At 62.4% G+C, this 17,083-nt stretch carries 21 protein-coding genes, 1 tRNA gene and 1 pseudogene; 5 read left to right on the top strand and 18 right to left on the bottom strand.

The window, feature by feature from the left end; translation table 11 throughout:
• Position 1: 1 nt before the first annotated feature.
• From BTH_RS16980 to BTH_RS16950, 7 genes are all read right to left on the bottom strand, one after another.
• On the bottom strand, positions 2 to 1,408 hold the full coding sequence (locus BTH_RS16980) for a hypothetical protein (RefSeq protein ID WP_009892388.1): 1,407 nt from the start codon (positions 1,406 to 1,408) through the stop codon (positions 2 to 4).
• Between the two features lie 87 nt (positions 1,409 to 1,495).
• Entirely contained in the window at positions 1,496 to 2,332 is an 837-nt protein-coding gene (locus BTH_RS16975) for a hypothetical protein (protein ID WP_011401910.1), read from the bottom strand.
• A 6-nt stretch (positions 2,333 to 2,338) separates the two neighbouring features.
• Positions 2,339 to 3,049: a C39 family peptidase gene (locus tag BTH_RS16970; RefSeq protein ID WP_011401909.1), complete on the bottom strand. Its 711-nt coding sequence runs from the start codon at positions 3,047 to 3,049 to the stop codon at positions 2,339 to 2,341.
• Positions 3,050 to 3,112: 63 nt separating this feature from the next.
• Positions 3,113 to 4,555, bottom strand: a complete 1,443-nt coding sequence (locus BTH_RS16965; RefSeq protein WP_011401908.1) for a hypothetical protein — start codon at positions 4,553 to 4,555, stop codon at positions 3,113 to 3,115.
• Positions 4,556 to 4,579: 24 nt separating this feature from the next.
• Complete coding sequence (locus BTH_RS16960; protein WP_009908652.1) at positions 4,580 to 5,188, bottom strand: hypothetical protein; 609 nt, start codon at positions 5,186 to 5,188, stop codon at positions 4,580 to 4,582.
• Positions 5,185 to 5,661 carry a hypothetical protein gene (locus BTH_RS16955; protein WP_009908651.1) on the bottom strand — a complete coding sequence of 159 codons (477 nt, stop codon included), beginning with the start codon at positions 5,659 to 5,661 and terminating at the stop codon, positions 5,185 to 5,187. The genes BTH_RS16960 and BTH_RS16955 overlap by 4 nt, the downstream gene beginning before the upstream one ends.
• Before the next feature lie 84 nt (positions 5,662 to 5,745).
• Complete coding sequence (locus tag BTH_RS16950) at positions 5,746 to 6,105, bottom strand: hypothetical protein (protein WP_227739571.1); 360 nt, start codon at positions 6,103 to 6,105, stop codon at positions 5,746 to 5,748.
• A 33-nt stretch (positions 6,106 to 6,138) separates the two neighbouring features.
• On the opposite strand from BTH_RS16950, the gene BTH_RS16945 reads away from it, so the two are divergent.
• From BTH_RS16945 to BTH_RS16935, 3 genes are all read left to right on the top strand, one after another.
• Positions 6,139 to 6,348 (top strand): hypothetical protein, encoded by a 210-nt coding sequence (locus BTH_RS16945; protein WP_009892395.1) that lies wholly within the window; start codon positions 6,139 to 6,141, stop codon positions 6,346 to 6,348.
• A 386-nt stretch (positions 6,349 to 6,734) separates the two neighbouring features.
• Positions 6,735 to 6,809, top strand: a tRNA-Arg gene (locus tag BTH_RS16940).
• A 169-nt stretch (positions 6,810 to 6,978) separates the two neighbouring features.
• Positions 6,979 to 8,175: a tyrosine-type recombinase/integrase gene (locus BTH_RS16935; RefSeq protein ID WP_025404073.1), complete on the top strand. Its 1,197-nt coding sequence runs from the start codon at positions 6,979 to 6,981 to the stop codon at positions 8,173 to 8,175.
• A gap of 151 nt (positions 8,176 to 8,326) precedes the next feature.
• On the opposite strand, the pseudogene BTH_RS31260 reads toward BTH_RS16935, so the two are convergent.
• From BTH_RS31260 to BTH_RS34535, 6 genes and pseudogenes are all read right to left on the bottom strand, one after another.
• Positions 8,327 to 8,674: pseudogene (locus BTH_RS31260) on the bottom strand (DUF2514 family protein); the annotation flags it as partial.
• A gap of 39 nt (positions 8,675 to 8,713) precedes the next feature.
• A complete protein-coding gene (locus tag BTH_RS16925) occupies positions 8,714 to 9,973 on the bottom strand; it encodes an IS256 family transposase (protein WP_009891862.1) in 1,260 nt (419 codons plus the stop codon).
• Positions 9,939 to 10,184: a hypothetical protein gene (locus BTH_RS31255; RefSeq protein WP_080511450.1), complete on the bottom strand. Its 246-nt coding sequence runs from the start codon at positions 10,182 to 10,184 to the stop codon at positions 9,939 to 9,941. Before BTH_RS31255 ends, BTH_RS16925 begins: the two co-directional genes overlap by 35 nt.
• Positions 10,181 to 10,600, bottom strand: a complete 420-nt coding sequence (locus BTH_RS16920; RefSeq protein ID WP_009892398.1) for a glycoside hydrolase family protein — start codon at positions 10,598 to 10,600, stop codon at positions 10,181 to 10,183. The genes BTH_RS31255 and BTH_RS16920 overlap by 4 nt, the downstream gene beginning before the upstream one ends.
• A 6-nt stretch (positions 10,601 to 10,606) precedes the next feature.
• Positions 10,607 to 10,879, bottom strand: coding sequence for a hypothetical protein (locus BTH_RS16915; protein WP_009892399.1), 273 nt, complete (start codon positions 10,877 to 10,879; stop codon positions 10,607 to 10,609).
• A gap of 115 nt (positions 10,880 to 10,994) precedes the next feature.
• Positions 10,995 to 11,135, bottom strand: coding sequence for a hypothetical protein (locus tag BTH_RS34535; protein WP_009892400.1), 141 nt, complete (start codon positions 11,133 to 11,135; stop codon positions 10,995 to 10,997).
• Positions 11,136 to 11,165: 30 nt separating this feature from the next.
• Here BTH_RS34535 and BTH_RS33690 point away from each other — a divergent pair.
• A protein-coding gene (locus tag BTH_RS33690) for an IS5 family transposase (RefSeq protein ID WP_099005207.1) occupies positions 11,166 to 11,923 on the top strand; the annotation gives its coding sequence in 2 pieces (ribosomal slippage) (positions 11,166 to 11,481 and positions 11,481 to 11,923; 759 coding nt in all).
• A 12-nt stretch (positions 11,924 to 11,935) separates the two neighbouring features.
• Here the strand turns inward: BTH_RS33690 and BTH_RS16905 are convergent.
• From BTH_RS16905 to BTH_RS16895, 4 genes are read right to left on the bottom strand one after another with little or no spacing between them, the layout of a single operon-like run.
• On the bottom strand, positions 11,936 to 12,574 hold the full coding sequence (locus tag BTH_RS16905; protein WP_009892403.1) for a hypothetical protein: 639 nt from the start codon (positions 12,572 to 12,574) through the stop codon (positions 11,936 to 11,938).
• A gap of 31 nt (positions 12,575 to 12,605) precedes the next feature.
• Complete coding sequence (locus tag BTH_RS16900) at positions 12,606 to 14,075, bottom strand: hypothetical protein (protein ID WP_009892404.1); 1,470 nt, start codon at positions 14,073 to 14,075, stop codon at positions 12,606 to 12,608.
• Positions 13,999 to 14,565 carry a hypothetical protein gene (locus BTH_RS31245; RefSeq protein WP_009892405.1) on the bottom strand — a complete coding sequence of 189 codons (567 nt, stop codon included), beginning with the start codon at positions 14,563 to 14,565 and terminating at the stop codon, positions 13,999 to 14,001. Before BTH_RS31245 ends, BTH_RS16900 begins: the two co-directional genes overlap by 77 nt.
• A 3-nt stretch (positions 14,566 to 14,568) precedes the next feature.
• The gene (locus BTH_RS16895; protein WP_009892406.1) at positions 14,569 to 15,171 is read right to left on the bottom strand and encodes a hypothetical protein; all 603 of its coding nucleotides are present in this window, start codon (positions 15,169 to 15,171) and stop codon (positions 14,569 to 14,571) included.
• Positions 15,172 to 15,273: 102 nt separating this feature from the next.
• Here BTH_RS16895 and BTH_RS16890 point away from each other — a divergent pair, with 102 nt between their 5' ends.
• The gene (locus BTH_RS16890) at positions 15,274 to 16,494 is read left to right on the top strand and encodes an ISL3-like element ISBma1 family transposase (RefSeq protein ID WP_011400919.1); all 1,221 of its coding nucleotides are present in this window, start codon (positions 15,274 to 15,276) and stop codon (positions 16,492 to 16,494) included.
• A 64-nt stretch (positions 16,495 to 16,558) separates the two neighbouring features.
• On the opposite strand, the gene BTH_RS16885 is transcribed toward BTH_RS16890, so the two are convergent.
• Positions 16,559 to 17,017, bottom strand: coding sequence for a hypothetical protein (locus tag BTH_RS16885; RefSeq protein ID WP_011401905.1), 459 nt, complete (start codon positions 17,015 to 17,017; stop codon positions 16,559 to 16,561).
• Between the last annotated feature and the right edge of the window lie 66 nt (positions 17,018 to 17,083).

The following is a 17,083-nucleotide window of genomic DNA, read 5'->3' as shown; positions in this document are numbered from 1 at the left end:
GTCAGAACGTGTACGGGAAACGCACGCCGACGACGAAATTTGGCGCGTCGGGCGTCAGGCCGACCGCGACGGATGCATTCATCGTCAGATGTTTGTTGAATACGTGATTGAGGCCGAAGATCAGCGTCGACGCGACCGTCTGACTGCCGGGCACCTTCTGCCAGCCCTGCCCCGGCGCTTGCGTCTTCGTCTGCGGCTCGATCGCCATCGTGTATGCGAGGCTTGCCGAATCCCGCTCCGAGAACGCCAGCGCAACCCCGCCGCCGAACTGGACGATATCGCCGAGCTTGACCTTCGCCGGCTGCGTCTGGCCGACGACCGACGAAATGTCGGAGAACGACCGGGCAACGTTGTACGTGTACGAAACGCTGCCGAACAGGACCACCGGGTCGTAGGTCTTCAGCGCGGACAGTCCCGCCGTGATGCTCCAGAATCCCGTGCCGGTCGGCAGCTTGTCCGGTGCGACAAGATTGGTGTTGTTCGGATCGACCTGCTGCAACTTGACGCCGAACGGTGACGTTCCCGTCGGCGCTTTCACACGCAGGCTGCCGACGATATCGGGCAAGTTCTGCGATTCCTTGAGAAACTGATAGTAGATGCCGAAATTCACGTCGCCGAGCGCATGCGAATTGACGGTCGAATCGGATAGCGTGCTCGCCGCACCGCCCGCTCCCCCGACGATGAAGCTACTGTTGCGGTACAGGTAGGGAACGTCGACATCGACGCTGATGCGCTCGCTAAGCCCGTAGCGAACATCGACGTCCGTCATGATTTGATGCGACTTCGTTTGCCCCAGATTCAGATTCCCGAGGAAGATCGCATCGAGTGCGAGAAACCCGGACAACTGCAATTGACGGCGATCGTAGTAGGTATCGCTGATCCCCCAATCGATTGTCAGCTTGTGGTCGAAGAGCGGCGCGTGCTCGCGCTGAACGACGGCATTCTCGGCATCGGTGCGCGTCGGCTGCGCGGATTTGTTGACGTTGCCGATCGTGCTCGCGGCTCCGCCCGGGGCCGGCGTCGAACCGCCCGCGCCGGCGTCGGCCCCGGCAGGGGGCGGCGGCGTCACGGGCACGCCGGTTGCCGTTCCCGTTCCCTGGCCCGCGGAAGGCGAGATCGGCGTGTATTGCGCGACAGTCGCGGGCGCGATCCCCACACCGTCACTTTCGTTCGGCAAGCCCCGTCCGCGCTGCGCCATCTGCAGATCGACTAGCTGGCGTTCGAGCGCATCAATGCGGCGCTGCTGTGAGTCGACCATCCGTGTGAGCGTCGTGAGCCGATCGTTCAGCGTCTGGTCGGCCAGCGCCTGCGCGTTCGCCTCCTGAGCGAACGCGAGTAGCGCGATGGCGGCCGGAATGGCGGCGAGCGCGTGGCGTGCCCCATCTTTCCTCACAATTTCGCAATGCATGACCTAACCCCCCGGTGGTCCCGGCCCCGCACCATGCGCGGCCGAATGAAAGCGATTGCCGCGTTTCGCAAGCACGCGGCGGCCACGTCATCTTCTTGGAACGACGCCGTTTTGCAGCGCTTGCAGGATGCCCGTCTGCCGGATCAACGCCGGCGACATCTGTTGCGTCTGCAATTGCAACTGCAGGCGATTTGACGCGAGCTGTCCGTTTCCGGCTATTTGCAGCAGTTGAGCAATGGAACCCGACTGCAGTGCGCCTGCGGGCGTGATGGTTTGCGAAGCGAGCCCGGCCGGCGTCTGCAGCGTGAGCGACACGCCATTGTTCGCGAATGCGATGCCGGCCTTGATGGTGCCGGTCGAATTGGCCGCATACGCGGCGGAACTCGAAGTTGCGCCGGGCAGCATCGCGGGCGCCGCCTTGCCCGCGCTGAAATCGACGAGCGCCGCATTCCCCCCGCTATTGCCGTTGCCGGCAACCTGCGTGACCTGCGAGATGCCGTTGACCGATACGGTCTGGCCGCCGGTGACAAGCGCGTTCGGATTCGCGCCGCTCGATTGCGCGCGAGCGCCGTCCGCGTTGGCAACCTTGGCGAGCGTCATCGTCTTCGCGGTCAACTGGTTCGCCGCGTTCGCCGTCACGACGAGCGCGCCTTGCGCGACGGCGAGCGCGCCGTTCGGCAACTGCCACTGAGAGAGCAGATTCAACGTGAAGCCCGAGATCATCGATGCGTCGGCGTACTTGCCGGTTTGCCGCGCAAGCACGTCATCGTCAACGGGCTGAATCGAAATGCGCGAAGCGAGCGCGTCGCGCGCGAACGGAAGATCTTGCGATGCGGGCATGTTCCCGGCCGCAAAGGCGCTACTGGCGATGCAATACGTCGCGGCACACCATGCGAAAGTAGACGTCGAGAAAAAACGTTTCATGACGAGTCAGAAAAGATCTGCCTTGATCAAGCCGAATTCGACGAAGGGAATCGCAGCCGTGCCCGTATTGAGCGCTTGCTCACGGAGCTTGAGGGCAAGCGATTCGTTATGCTGCAACAGAGGAGAATCCTCCCTGAATGGTTTGCCTAGCACGGCGAAGACGAGACCGTTCCAGCTCTTCAAAAAATCCCGCTCGAGCACGATGCGATTGCCGAGCGCGGGGTCGGCAAGAAAGATCCGTCCGTTCTCGGCATGCTTGACAATGACGAAGTGCTCGTAGCCGTCGATGTTCATCAGCACGAGCACGGGAATCCGCAATCTGTAAAGTGCCTCGATGCCGACGCGAAAACCGCGTCCACGCAAGCCGAGCGTCTCGACGAATTTCTTCATGTCGAGCATCGAGAAGCCATGCTTGACGACGACTTCCGGTTCGGAAAATGCCATCATTCTCCGAATCATTTCGGTTTCCGGAATATCGATGCCATATCCGTATTTGAGAAGCGTCGAGAGCGCAGCCGATCCGCAACTGAAATCGAACTGCTGACTCACGACGTCGCGATAACGGATCTCGCGCATCGAATGCACCGATTTGATGATAGGCGAGCCGACAAACGAATAAGCGTCGATTGTGGCTTGCGCGCGCGCCGTCAAACTGGGCGCGCCGATAGCGATTGCGATGGCGAGCGATGCCAGTGTCGGCCGAACGTTCGCGAGCATGCTGGTCTCCCGGTGCGCGTCGCGCCGCAGGCACGGCGGCGCGACGCGCATTCTCCCGATGCTTCAATGGCCGCTGTTGAGCGCGGCGATCGCGAGCCCGTTGTGCTGCAGGTTGCCGACGCCGCCGGCGATGTTCACGCCGATGTTGCCGGTCGCCCCCGTCAGCGTGTTCGCGCCCAGCATCGCCGTTCCGACGAAGCGACCGCTCACTTGCGCGGACGCGATTTGCGAGTTGTCGTCGGTGGCGATCATCGCAACGGTCTTGGCCTTCGCGGGATCGATGGTGGTCATCGCGCCGGCGAGGCTGTTGTTCTGTACGTTGCCGATACCCGACGCGACATTCACGCCGACGTTGCCCGACACGGCGGCGAGCGAGCCGTCGCCGATCGACGCATTCAGGTTGAAGTCGTTGACCCTCGCCTGCCCGCTGGACGATTGTTTGCTGAAGATCTGCGCATTGCCGAACACGTTGCCCACATCGACCGACGCGAGCGCGACGTCGTTGCTCTGCGCGTTGTCGATGCCTTCGGCCACGTTCACGCCCAGGTTGCCCGTCACGCCGGTTGCGGCCTTGTCGCCCGTCGTCGCGGTGAGCGTGCCCGCCTGCCGCGTGTCGACATATTGCGTAACGCTACCGGTCTTCGTCACGTCGACGGAACTGCGCGTGTCGTTGTAGTTCCACTTCGACTGCTTCGAGAACGATGCGCTTGCAGTCTTGTTCATCGCCCCGCTCGACGACGAACTCGCCGACGTGTCGCTGTGGCTCGCGCTCCATGACGAATCGGAGGCCGAGCTCGTCGAGTCGGTGCTCGACTTCTTGGTCGCATCGTACGCGCCGTATTGGCCGGAGTACGTCTGCTTGCCCCAGTTCAGATGCGCCGATCCGGAGATGCTGGCGGTCACGCTCTCGTTCTCGCTGCCGTTCGCGCTGAAGCCATGCGGCACCGGCACGAAACTCTTCGCGACGCTGAAGGATTCCTTTTCCGACGCCGAGAGATTCGCGCCGCCGGAAACCGACGCCGTGCCGCCGTTGCTGGCCAGGCCGATCTTGCTCGTCGTCACGCTGAGCGAGCCGTTGGCCGCCGACGACGATGCCGATTGCGAACCGCTGCGGCTCCAGCTGCTCGAATCGCTGGTGGAGGACGAGGATTTGGCCGTCTTGTACGACGCGTCGAACGCCGACGACCGGCCGGCCATGTAGGAAGCGCTGCCGTGATCGGAAACGCTCCTGAATTCGTTGTTGTAGGTGGTCGTTACCGCCCCCTTCGTATAGCTCTGATAGAGCGGATCAAGCGACACCCGCGACAGCGTCACCATCTGGTTGTTGTTGATCACGGCGCCGGCGGTGCTCGATACGCTGACGCAACCGAACAGCCCGACCGCGCCGAACATTTGGACATGTTCGATGACGCCGGTCACGTTGTAGAGATAGGGATTGGATGGAGCGGCGAACACCGAACCAGTCGCCGACGCGAGGACTGCTGCTGCAATGAGAGTGCGTTTCATCATATGCTCCAATATCGATGCGCGTTAGTTAAAAAGCGTGCCCGCCGGGGGACGAAGCACGAAGCTGTTTGCCGTCGCGTTGCCGGCTCCAGCAGTCTGGTTGACCTGAACGATCCCGCTGACATTCTTGAAGGCGCTGTTGCTGATCGACGCTTGCCGCATGTCGTGCGCCTCTGACCACTGTCTCAGGCCGCCCTGCCTGGAAATCGCGTCGGATAGCTCCCTATCCGACGCGATTTCCACTCCCGCGCCCAGCGTCCCGACAGCAACGCTATTGCGCTGAAGATTCGCGGAGCCGGCACTCTGATTGACGAGCACCGCTCCCGTGATGTTGGAAAATGCCGAGCTTTCGATGCTCGCCGTGGCGGAGCGGGTGGACGCACGCGCGAGCGCCGCCTGCGCCGAGCCGGCCACGCCGACACTCGGCGCGCCCATGCCGAGCGCGATCTGATTCGCTTGCGCGTTGTCGAGACCAGCGGTCTCGTTGACGCTGATTGCCCCCGCCGCGTCGATCGCGGCATTCGCGCCTATCGCCGCATGCGCGGATACGGCCGGGATGTTCTGCGCGTACGTGACGTGCACGACCGCAGCAAGCAATAGCGCGGCGCTCATCGAAGCGCGAAGCCGGCTCATTTGAGCGCTCCCAGAGCGCTCGTCAATGGCGCGACGGCGTTCGTCACGGAACCCGCGATCATTCCTCCAATGCCGGACGCGGACGCAACGCCCGCGGTCGGACCGTGTGCGAGGCCATTCGACGCAATGTTGCCCGTCAGCACCTGGGTCACCGCCGCAATGCCGGCATTCGCCGCAAGCCCGTTCGGCGCGATTCCGCTCGAGCCGTGCGCATTGGTCAGGTCGAGATCGGACACCACGGTGGCCATCGTCGGATCAAAGGCGCTGGCGGGAAATGTCGTCGCGCGCACCGCGACCGGATCTTGATCCTTCGGTACGGGCCGGTAGGCAATGCGCGGCGTGACCGTCCGCTCGACGATGATGTCTCCCGGATTGACGCTCTGCTGCGCAGACGCGTTTGCTCCGACGATTCCGAACAACATGGCCGCCATCATCAGGCGTTTCAATCTCGACACCAGTGCGTGCGAATTCATGACAGTTCCTTGCTTGCCGAGCCGCAGAGCGATAACGGTCAGCTCAGGCGACTTGAAAGAATCGAGCGATGGGTGGTCACTCGCCTATTGCCTCGTGAAGCTGACCTGGTTGTTCTGCGTCGCGCGCGGAATGTCCGAGGGAATCGGGATCTGCGGGACGGGCGGAGGAAATTCGTCCCACAACGTGACGCGATTTCCGATTCCGCCCAGAAGCACGTTCGGCGCAGACACCACCATTGGAGTCGCGCCGAGAGCCCGGCCGCGCTGCGCGGCGAGGGTGCGTTCATCGAGCTGATCGCGAAACACCGAGGGCATGTCGATCGCCGAAGCAACCGGCTCGGCGTCCGGCATGGGCAGAACCTGCGCGTGCGCGACGCGCAACGCGAGTACGGCGACCAATGCGCCTACCAACAAGGGGAGCGATGCTCCGAACCTGGCTTGCATGGCATTTCTCCTGTTTGTACGGCTTATAGAAAAATGCATGCCAACCGGCCTTATTTCCTTGCGGAGCAAGGATTCCGTCGCGAAACGCTGTTTCCGCGACTCGACGAACTGCTCGAAAACGTCTCAGAAGTGAAATACAGACACGATGCAACCGCCTTCGCGCACGCCATGCCGAAGACCCGCATCGGATACGGTCCGGAGAAGCCAATTGCGCTGTGGGGGATGACGGCGCGCAAAGCATAAGCGTATGGAGGGACGCCGGTTGCCCGCCGAGCGCGCCCCTCCGCTTGCCGATGCCGGTCTCGATATCGCGAGCTCCGGCTTCGGCGGCCTCCTTTGTTTGGAAAGTCTTTGATATACTTCTTTGTTCTCGTCGACGGGCCTGAGTTCGCCGGCGATCGCAGGTCTTCAGGATCGAAGCCATGCATCACCCCGTCGGTGGACTGTTGCAACGCGGCTGTCACGCACGCAGCGACAAGATCAACTTGTCGCTGCGAGGGGATTAAACAACGCTTCATTGCCCGTCATTTCGCTTCATTCGCGAGCGGGCGAAAATCCCGAAGATGCGGGCGGGGCAAGGCTAAACGCTTGATTCATATTGCGCCGATCCATCCCGCTCAAACTATCCGCTCCCCGTAGTTCAATGGATAGAACAAGCGCCTCCTAAGCGCTAGATACAGGTTCGATTCCTGTCGGGGGGACCAGCTAGGTTCCCAAAGCCTCCCAAGATTTCCCAAAAAGCCCCGCAAAGCCTTGCTCTGCGGGGCTTTTTGCTGCCATCATTGCCCAAGACTGCCCAGTACAAGCCAAGCACCTTGGGGGTATCAGTGGGGATATACCCCGAAGTGCTCGGCGCCGATACCCCAACGCAAAATGCCGAAGCAAACCGATCCTCTCACTGACTTGAAGGTGCGCCGCGCGAAGCCTGCCGAGCAGCCTTACCGTCTTGCTGACGGCAAGGGGCTTTATCTCCAGGTCATGCCGAACGGCTCCCGGTACTGGCGCATGAAGTATCGGTTCGATGGAAAAGAAAAGCTCGCGTCGTTCGGCGTCTACCCCGAAGTGTCGTTGGCCCAGGCACGACAAGCCTGTCTCGCTGCACGGAAGCTGTTGGCCGCGGGAACCGACCCGACCGAGCAGAAGCGCGAGATCAAGCGGGCCCGGGCTATCGAGGCGTCATCGTCCTTCGAAGCCGTCGCGCGGGAGTGGTTCGAGTCGCAGAAAGATGGCTGGACGGAGGTCTACGCAAACAAGGTGATTAATTCGCTTGAGGTCGACGCGTTCCCGCGGATCGGCTCCAAGCCGCTGCGCGACATTGAGGCGCCTGACATGCTTGAGATCGTGCGAGCGATCGAGGCACGGGGCGTTCGTGAAACAGCTAAGCGGGTACTGCAGCGATCGCGGGCCGTCTTCCAGTACGGCATCATGACCGGGCGATGCTCACGCAATCCTGCTGCCGACATCGATGCCGAAACCGTTCTGAAGAAGGGCCAGGGCGTCAAGCACATGGCACGCGTGAAGCCCGTCGAAATCCCGCAGCTCATGCGCGACATTGCCGCCTACTCCGGCGATCGGGTCACGCAACTCGCCCTTCGGTTCATGGCACTGACCTTCACGCGAACAACCGAGATGATCAATGCCGAATGGGACGAGTTTGACGAGCGTGCGGCCGAATGGCGTATCCCGCCCGATCGAATGAAGATGCGCGATCCGCACATCGTGCCGCTGTCGCGACAAGCGCTAGAGGTGCTTGCCGCCTTGCGCGAGCTCAATGGCAACCAACGGCTTGTGTTCTACAGCGTCCAGGGCCGAAGCCACATCTCGAACAACACGATGCTCTATGCGCTCTACCGCATGGGCTACAAGTCGCGGATGACGGGGCACGGCTTTCGCGGCTTGGCCGCGACCGTGCTTCGCGAGCTCGGTTACAGCCGGGACGTCGTCGACCGCCAACTCGCCCACGCAGAGCGAAACCAGGTCACCGCAGCTTACGTACACGCGGAATACTTGCCCGAGCGCCGGAAGATGATGCAGCACTGGGCTGACTATCTCACCCAAACAGCCAATTGACGGGGCAGGAAAATGGACGAGCAGACCGCACGAACGATTCTTCGCCAAGCCGACGGACACATCGATTGGAATAACGCTCGCGATTGCCCAGCGTGGCATCTCAGCAAAATCTATCTCGAGGGTCGCTTCACGTCTGACGAGCTTCGCGCAATCATTGAATTTGAGCGGAAGCTCGGGTGACGATCAGCGCGTCGTAGTCGCGTTCGCACTGCTGGCCGGCGATGCGGGCTCGGTCAGCGTACTCTGCCAGTTCGCCCGCGCGCTGGTCAGCGCGGCCGAGCACGTCGGCAAGCAAATCGAGGGCGTCGCCGGCTGCCGGGCTTCCGGCGGCAGCGGCGGGATGGTGGGCGGCTGCGACGAGCTGGTCGACGCGCTGCTGCAGGCTGCCAGCGGCAGCGCGAGCAGCAAAAGCATCCGCGAGAGCGGCCGTGCGTTGGTGGTTCGCATGGTTTGCGATCTCCGATTGTGCCGCGGTGCGGCGTTGTTCTTCGGCGCGCGCGGGGGTATCCGGAATTTCGTGTGTGAGGCGGGTTGAGATTCAGACTCCAATGTTGAATCGTTCCGGGTAAAGCAGTGCGAACTGAGTCATGGCACTCTTCCAATCGTGCCGGGAGCCGGTCCACTTGGCAACGACGTTGCGCAGCGCCAGCCAGATCAGTTTGAGCGCGGCCTCGTCCGACGGGAAGTGGCCGCGCGCCTTGATGATCTTCCGAAGCTGCATGTGCAGCGACTCGATCGCGTTGGTCGTATATACAATTTTCCGGATGTCAGGCGCGAAGGCGTAGAACGGAATCACCTGATCCCAGGCTCGGCGCCAGAGCGCGGCAATCGGAGGGTATTTCGTACCCCACGGGCTCGTATCGAACGCTTCCAGCGCCACGGCGGCCGCTTCGGCCGACGGTGCCCGATAGACCTCCTTGAGCGCCGCTGCGACCGATTTCCTGTCTTTCCAGCTGGCGAAGTCCAGTGAGTTCCGGATCAGATGCACGATGCAGGTCTGGACCGTCGTTTCCGGGAACACCGTGTTGATCGCTTCCGGGAAGCCCTTCAGGCCGTCGACCACGGCGATCAGGATATCCTGCACGCCGCGCAGCTTAAGGTCGTTCACCACCCGCAGCCAGAACTTGGCCCCCTCGGTCTGCTCGATCCAAAGGCCCAACACGTCGCGTGTGCCGTCGCGGCGCACGCCCAGCGCCAGGTAGATCGCCTTGTTGCGGACCACGCCTTCGTCGCGGATCTTGACTCGCAAGGCGTCGAAGAACACGACCGGGTACATCGGCTCGAGCGGCCGCTGCTGCCATTCGCGCACTTCGTCGATCACGGCATCGGTCACCGTACTGATGAAGTCCGGCGACACCTCGATGCCGTACATCTCCAGCAGGAAACCCTGAATCTCCCGCACGCTCATGCCGCGTGCGTACATCGCGATGATCTTGTCGTCAAAGCCGGTGAAGCGTCGCTCGCCCTTGGCGATCAGCACCGGATCGAAGGTGCCTTCTCGGTCGCGCGGAATCTCGACGTCGAGCAGGTCGTCGTCGGTCGTGATGCGCTTGCGGCTGGTGCCGTTGCGGTGGTTCGTGCGGCCTGCCGGCTTGGCATCGCCCTTCTCGTAGCCGAGGTGGTGGGTCAGTTCGCCGCCCAGCGCGCGTTCGAAGATTGCTTTCTTGAGCGCGGCGAGCTGCTCGTTGATCGTTGCCCGATCCAGCGTTCCGGGTACCAGTTGCTTGATCAGTTCCGGGTCCAGGTTCAAGCCCTTGCCCGGTTCAATCGTCACTTCTTCCTTGCGTTTGCGTGGCATAAAGTGGCTCCTTGGCCATCAGTTTATGCCTCACACACAAACATTCGGATAGGCTCGCGCGCGCGGCCTCGACAGCCGCCATAGTTGCCTTTTGCTCGACGGCCGTCGTCGCACGTACGCCGTCTCGGTGTCCTTTGAAGTAGCCGCCCGCCGAACCGATCACGGCGGCGACGACCACGGCGAGCCAGAATCGCGGATCGATCCAGATCATGCGCCCTCCCGCATCATCTTCGCGAGCCGCGTCGCGCGCGCGCCGACCTGCGTTGCCCACAGGCTGTCGAGCATCTCCGCTGCCGCCATGGCCCAGTCACCACGTTGCGCTGCTGCAAGGAAATTGCGAAACCCGAGCAACCGGCCCTGCATGTTGAACGCCATATTCATCATCACGCGCTGGCGCACGGGATCAAGCTGGCGCCACCACGATAGATTGCGATCAAGCCACACCTCAGTTTCGACCACATCGTTCTGATACATCAGATCGATCTCGTTGTCGCGAAACCCCTTGTCGGTCAGATTCCGCCCGATGCCGCCACTGACCTTGCCGACGGTGTCGGTATAGATGCGCGCGCGGCGCCCTTCGTCGTTCGTGAGTTCTAGTTTGAGCTTCACCGGATCGTAGTCGCTCATCGCCTTTCACTCCACAATCTGGCCGCCGGCGCGCGCGTATGCTGCGCGCAATTGCACATCCCGATCCTCGTGGACGCCACCGAGCGTTGACCATGTGACCGCGGCGCATGCCAGCGCGTCCGCGAGGCGCCCCGCATCGATCAGCGCGAGCGCGCCGCTCGCCGCGAGCAGTTCGAGCGCGTATCGATCCTGCTCGACCGGCGCGAAGGCGCGCGCGCCCTTCCCAGTCAGGTAGGCCGCCCACGTCCCCGCCGTCGCGCGGTAGCGGCCCGCCTGCATGGAATGAAGCGGTAACGCCGGGTCGTCGACCTCGGGATACGCGCCGTAGTCCTCGTCCGCCTTCTTGAAGTACTGTGGCCGCGACGGCGTCGAGTGACCGAGCAGATCGTAGCCGTCACCCCTCGACAGGCCCCTGCAAACGGATACCGCCGAGCCTTCCCTTGATGCTGTCGTTCGCGTGAAAGCGGAACTGCGTCACGTTGACGTCGCCGCATGCGGACAGCAGCACCGCGCAATCCTCGTAGGGCGTGTTCACACTACATTAGTTTGAGGTTATGCTTCGGAGATGGAAATCTCCGAAGCCCAATTCAAGCAGATCGAACATTGCCTGCCGCGACAGCGTGGCAATGTGAGCCTGTCGAACCTGCAAGTGCTCAACGCGATCCTTTATGTGGCCGAGCACGGATGTAAATGGCGCGGCCTGCCACCACGTTTCGGCCGCTGGCACACGATCTACACGCGCATGAACCGTTGGTCTCGCAACGGTGTACTGGACCGAGTGTTCACGGAGTTGCAGCGCGCGCAGATCATTCGCGTTCGGATTGAAGCGGTATCGCTGGATAGCACGATCGTGAAGGTTCATCCTGACGGCACCGGTGCGTTAAAAAAAATGGACCTCAAGCCATCGGCAAGTCTCGCGGAGGATGGACAACCAAGATTCATATGGTTGCCGCGGATGCTCGAACAGCCATAACGTTCGCACTGTCGCCCGGTCAAGCCGGCGATGCGCCGCAGGGACGTGCACTGCTCGAACGCCTGGGGCCGCCGAATCGGCCGCTGCACCTGCTGATGGACAAGGCGTACGAAGGTAACGAAACCCGACAACTCGCGCTCGATCTCGGCTTCATCCCGGTCGTCCCTCCGTTGAGTACGCGCGTCGAGCCTTGGGAATACGACCGGGAAATGTACAAGCGTCGTAACGAAGTCGAGCGGCTGTTCCGTCGATTGAAGGGTTTTCGTCGCATCTTCTCGCGCTTCGACAAACTCGACTTGATGTTCATTGCCTTTATCAACTTCGCCCTGATTATCGAAGCCCTTCGATAGTGTGAACACGCCCTAGCCGAAGATGCGCAGCCCGAAAAGCTCATGGTTTCCGCCGAGGTTCGCGAAGATGCCGTTCCAGCACGAAGAGATCCAGATGTTCCGCGCGGCGAATGCGAAACAACCGTTGAGCTGGATCGCGTCGGCACCACTTACCGGCGTTCCGTCGTAGGACAGGTGGATGTCGTTGATGCTGACGTCGGAGCTCCCCGCCGGCACGACGAAGATCGGCTGATCAAGCGCGGTCTGCTGCAGCGTGCCCGCCCATCGCGTATTGCTCGCGATCTCCTTCTGAATTGGGACCGTCAACGGGCCGTTGATCTTGATGATGTCGCTGTTCGTGCGGCAGTCGAAAAGGAACTTGCCGAACGCGGTGTTGAGCCCGTTCTGCATCTGCTGCGTGTTCCATGCCGGCGACTTCGTCGGAAAGACACCCATCTGCTTCGATGAAATAAAGCTGTGGCTACGCAGCTTGAAACGCGTGCCGTCGATCGATGAAATGAGGCACGAGCCTCCGTCGTCAGGGGTCGACGTGTCGCCGCGGTCGGGATAGTAATCGCCACCACCGCCGTCGCCGGCCACGTCGTAACCGAGCGCAAAAACGGCGGTTACGGTGCCGGGTGTCAGGCGCACCATTGCGATGCTGTCGACCACTGGCGCGATCACGTAGCGTTGCGGATCATGATCAGCCCGTGTTGACGGTGAAGTGGCGCAGGATCGCGAGGACGTACCAGTCGTAAGGCTGGTCCTGCGTGAGCGTGATTTCGGACGACGCACCCCATCCGAACTCCGTGATGTCCTTGTCGCCGGTAAAGGGTTGCGGCGCCTTGTCGAGCACCTTCTCGCCGAACTCGCGGAACGGAATGATCTGGCCGTTGACGAGGCAGCGGATGCTGTTGAGAAAGCGCAGGATCACGCGGCCGGTGCGCTGCTGGTTGCCCTGCGACGTGCCGAGGCCGCCTGACAAGTTCGGCGTCAGCGTGACGATCGTGCTGTCGTAATGCAGGCCGATCTCGAACAGTTTCGCGGTGCGCGGCAGCGTCACCTGACCGCCCGTAACCGTGAACTGCCCCATGTAGACGCCGTCGGCCTTCACGTCGCACGTCTTGCCCTCCAGTGCACCGAGATTCGTCCATACCTCGCCGCCAGTGTCGCTTGTTCCGACGATTGCGGAATCCGTCTGAACTGCGGCGTCGAGTCGCTCGACGTACTGCACCGTCGCGCCGTTGATCGTGCGCTGCACGACCGCGAATAGCACGTCTCCCTCATCCCCGGGGATGCAACAGACCGACTTGAACAGGCCGTCCGTCACATGCCGCGCGAACCCGCACACGTTCTCGTCGCGGTCGTACGTCATCGAGACGAGCACGCCATCGGCGCGCACCATCCACACGACCGGCGTCGGCTCTGCCTGGAACGCGACGTCGACGATGCCCGACTCGGTCACGTGCGCGGCCAGACGCGTGAGGTTCTGTGATCGGTACGCATCCGTGTTCAGGTCGTACGTCATCGCGCGGACCTTCTTCCCGGCACGCTGCACGTACACGATCTCGTTGCCGACGCGCACCGGCCGCGCGCGCGCGCATCCGTAGACCGACTGGCTGTCGACGTTGATGTTGGTCGGCGTGATCGCGCCCGCGCTGCCGCCGGTCACTGTGAATTCCTCGCCCTGCGTGAGGGCCGCGAGGATCTTCGCTGATGCCAGGTGCACGGTCTGGTTCACCTGATCGGATGCCATGTCGTACCCGAATGCCTCGCCGTCTTTCGTGCCCGGCGTGAAGTCGAGGTATAGGCCGATGCCGCTCGCCCACACGCGCATCGGATAGCCGGTCGAGCCGGCCGCGTACAGGCGCTGCTTGAAGAGGCTCACGGCCGCCGGATATCCATCGATCGAATTCCACATCGAGGACTTCAACGCCCAACCCGAAGCAGGGGCAGTCAGGGTCGACGCGAGTTCGCGCTTGATCACGCCAAAGATTCGAGACGCGCTCTCGAACGCGATGAGTTGCACGAGACCGCCATTGATCTCGACGTAGCTTCCGACGTCCTGCGCTCGCCACGCCTGACCAACACCGTACTCATAGACTGCGCCAAGCGTGCCGCCGGAGATCAGTTGGCCGCCGAAGCTGAACGTGAACGTGAAGTCGCTCGGCACCGAGGATACGGTGTATAGCCCATCGATGCCCGAGCCCTGGAACCCGGACAGAACAACGCGCGTGCCGACCACGTACCCGTGCGCGCCGTTGGTCGTGACGGTGCGCGATGAACATCGTGTCGCTGTTCTGCGTGTATTCGAGTTCGAACAGCTGCGACGCCGACCACGGGGTTGCCAGTTCGATCGGCACGCCGCTTTGCTGAATCTGGCCGCTGTCGGTATAGAACCGCGCATAGGCGTCGCCGAGTTCGACAAAGTACGCCTGCGACTTGCTGAATACGAACGGCACGAGCCGCGTCGCACCGGTCGTTTTCGTGGCCGCCACCTGGCGAAAGCCGAACCGGCGCCGAGCGCCGCCCTCGATCTGCGGAATCGCGTTCAGCATCGTCTTCACACCATTCGCGTAACGGTCGAGATCGATGTGTCCTTCGAGCGGCGGCGACAGCTCGCCGGCGTTCAGGTTCGACTGGATCGTGGTGATTTTTGCCATGACTTACCGCCCCGGCGCGCGGCCCGGCGCAGTCGTGTAGCTCGACAGACGCGACTCCAGCAGCGGAAAATCGCCGATCGTTTCGGTATCGTCGTCCTGCCCGTTGATCGCCTTCGCCTGCTTCAGGATCGTCGAGAACTCGGTAGTCGCGGTTTGCGTCATCGCGGCCGATTGCGTGATCGGATACGCGAGGCGCATCTTCATCGCGGCCGTGACCACGTCGACGAGCGTCGATTCCCACGTGGTCTCAATCTCGTTGCGGAAGATGTAGACCAACGGCAGCGCCTGGACGAACGTGAGGATGCGCTGCCCCTCTGCCGTGAAGTTCAGGGGGCACCGCGCGCTGCCGACCTGTATCGTCTTCAGCCAGTCGGACGGCAACTGGAACTGATACGGGTAATCGAATGCCGGCGCGTCGGCGAGCGGCGCGAGCACGACGCGCTTCGTGCACGAGTTCCACGGATGTGCGCGCAGCACCGCATCACGCACTTCCGGATACAGGTTCGAGCAGACCATCGCGCGGTCGGTCGGCTCTGTGAAAGATGCGATCGGCTTGTCGCCGAGCTGGAGCAATGCGTTCGAGCAGATCGAAATGCTGCTGGTCATGGTCGGTCCTCAAACAAAAAAGGTTCATCGCAGAAAACCGTGGAGCCTTGGAGAACGATTGCGTAACCTGACGCCTGATTTTATGGATGTCAGGAGGCGGAATTGCTCGATCGCAAGGCACTTCAGGCACTAGGTTGCTGGACAGGCTATCGGCTGGAGCGGGTGGAGTGGCCGCAGGGCGATAGCCGCACGCTGTCGCTCTACCTGAAGCCGGTCAGTCGGATCATGTACTGCGAGCAATGCGGTGCGCGTTGCCAGCAGATTCATGAAACGACCGTACGGCGGGTACGTGATCTGCCGTTGTTCGAGTACCGGGTGGTGCTGCACGTGCCTCGACGCCGAGTCTGGTGCGAACGCTGCGGCGCAGCGCGGCTGGAGAAGCTGGACTGGCTGGGCCGCTACCAGCGGGTGACGGAGCGGTTTGCCCAGGCCTGCGAGAAGTTGCTGCAGGCCGCCAGCGTACAGGCCGTGGCGGCCTTCTACGATCTGGGCTGGCACACGGTCAAATCGATCGACAAGATGCGCTTGCGCGCGCGCGTGGCCGAACCGGACTGGTCGACGATCCGTTATCTGGCGATGGACGAGTTCGCGCTCCATAAAGGCCATCGCTACGCCACGGTGGTGGTTGATCCGATCGGCCGGCAGGTCCTCTGGGTTGGGCCCGGACGGTCACGCGAGACGGCGCGCGCCTTCTTCGAACAACTCCCCGAAGGCGTGGCCGAGCGCATCGAAGCGGTCGCAATCGACATGACCACGGCCTATGAGCTGGAGATCAAGGAACAGTGCCCGCAGGCGGAAATCGTCTTTGACCTGTACCACGTCGTGGCCAAGTACGGTCGCGAGGTGATCGATCGGGTACGGGTGGATCAGGCCAACCAACTGCGACATGACAAGCCGGCCCGCAAGGTTCTGAAGTCCAGTCGCTGGTTGCTGCTGCGCAACCGTCATAACCTGAAGCCAGAACAGGCCGTGCATCTGAAGGAACTGCTGGCGGCCAATCAGTCGCTGTTATGCGTCTATGTGCTGCGCGACGAGCTCAAACGGCTCTGGTTCTACCGCAAGCCGGCCTGCGCGGAAAAGGCTTGGGGGCAATGGTTCGAACAGGCTCAGCAAAGCGGGATCGCCGCCTTGCAAAAGTTCGCCCAGCGCTTGCAGGGTTACTGGCACGGAATCGTGGCCCGCTGCCGCCATCCGCTCAATACCAGCGTCGTCGAAGGCATCAACAACACGATCAAGGTCATCAAGCGCCGAGCTTACGGGTACCGCGACGAGCAATACTTCTTCCTCAAGATCCGCGCCGCGTTCCCCGGGATTCCGCGATGAACCACAAAAAAGCCGGGAGCAAGCGCCCCCGGCATCCGTCACAACCGCGCCGGGATGGCGCGGGTCAGTCGTTCACGTAGTGGACCGTGACAGCGATCAGCTGGCCCGGCGATGCCGGCGTCGCGGCGCCCGCGATCGTGCCGTAGACGTCGCTTTCGTACGGCGTGATGTACGTCTGCCCGTTATTCACTAGCGAGCCGGTCAGCGCCGAAACGCCCTGCGCCGCGTTGATTGCCGTCGCAGCCGAGAGACCTGCGGGCACCGCATCCGACTTGTCGCTCGTCTTGCGAACGCCGATCGCGAGCGTGGACGAAGCCGTGCCCGCTGCGTTGTTGATCGTCACGCCCGTGATGCGCGAGCCGCCCGGGATGCGGCCGAAGTAGATCGTGTCGTTGATCGCGCCTGCGACGGACGTGACCTGGCCGAACATGATCCGCGAGCGGCCGCCGGTCTCGTTCGGCTGCAGCTTCGCATTCGGCGCGCCGAGAACCTTCGCCATCTGTACCGAGTTGGTTTCTGCCATGATGTGCTCCTGTTTCGTGTCGAGATCGATGCAGAGCGACGCGTGGCGCCGCCCGTCACATCACGC

The organism is Burkholderia thailandensis E264 (assembly GCF_000012365.1).
Taxonomy (GTDB): Bacteria; Pseudomonadota; Gammaproteobacteria; order Burkholderiales; family Burkholderiaceae; genus Burkholderia; species Burkholderia thailandensis.
Note: the sequence above shows the minus strand (reverse complement) of the source record. Positions and strands in the feature narration are given on the sequence as shown.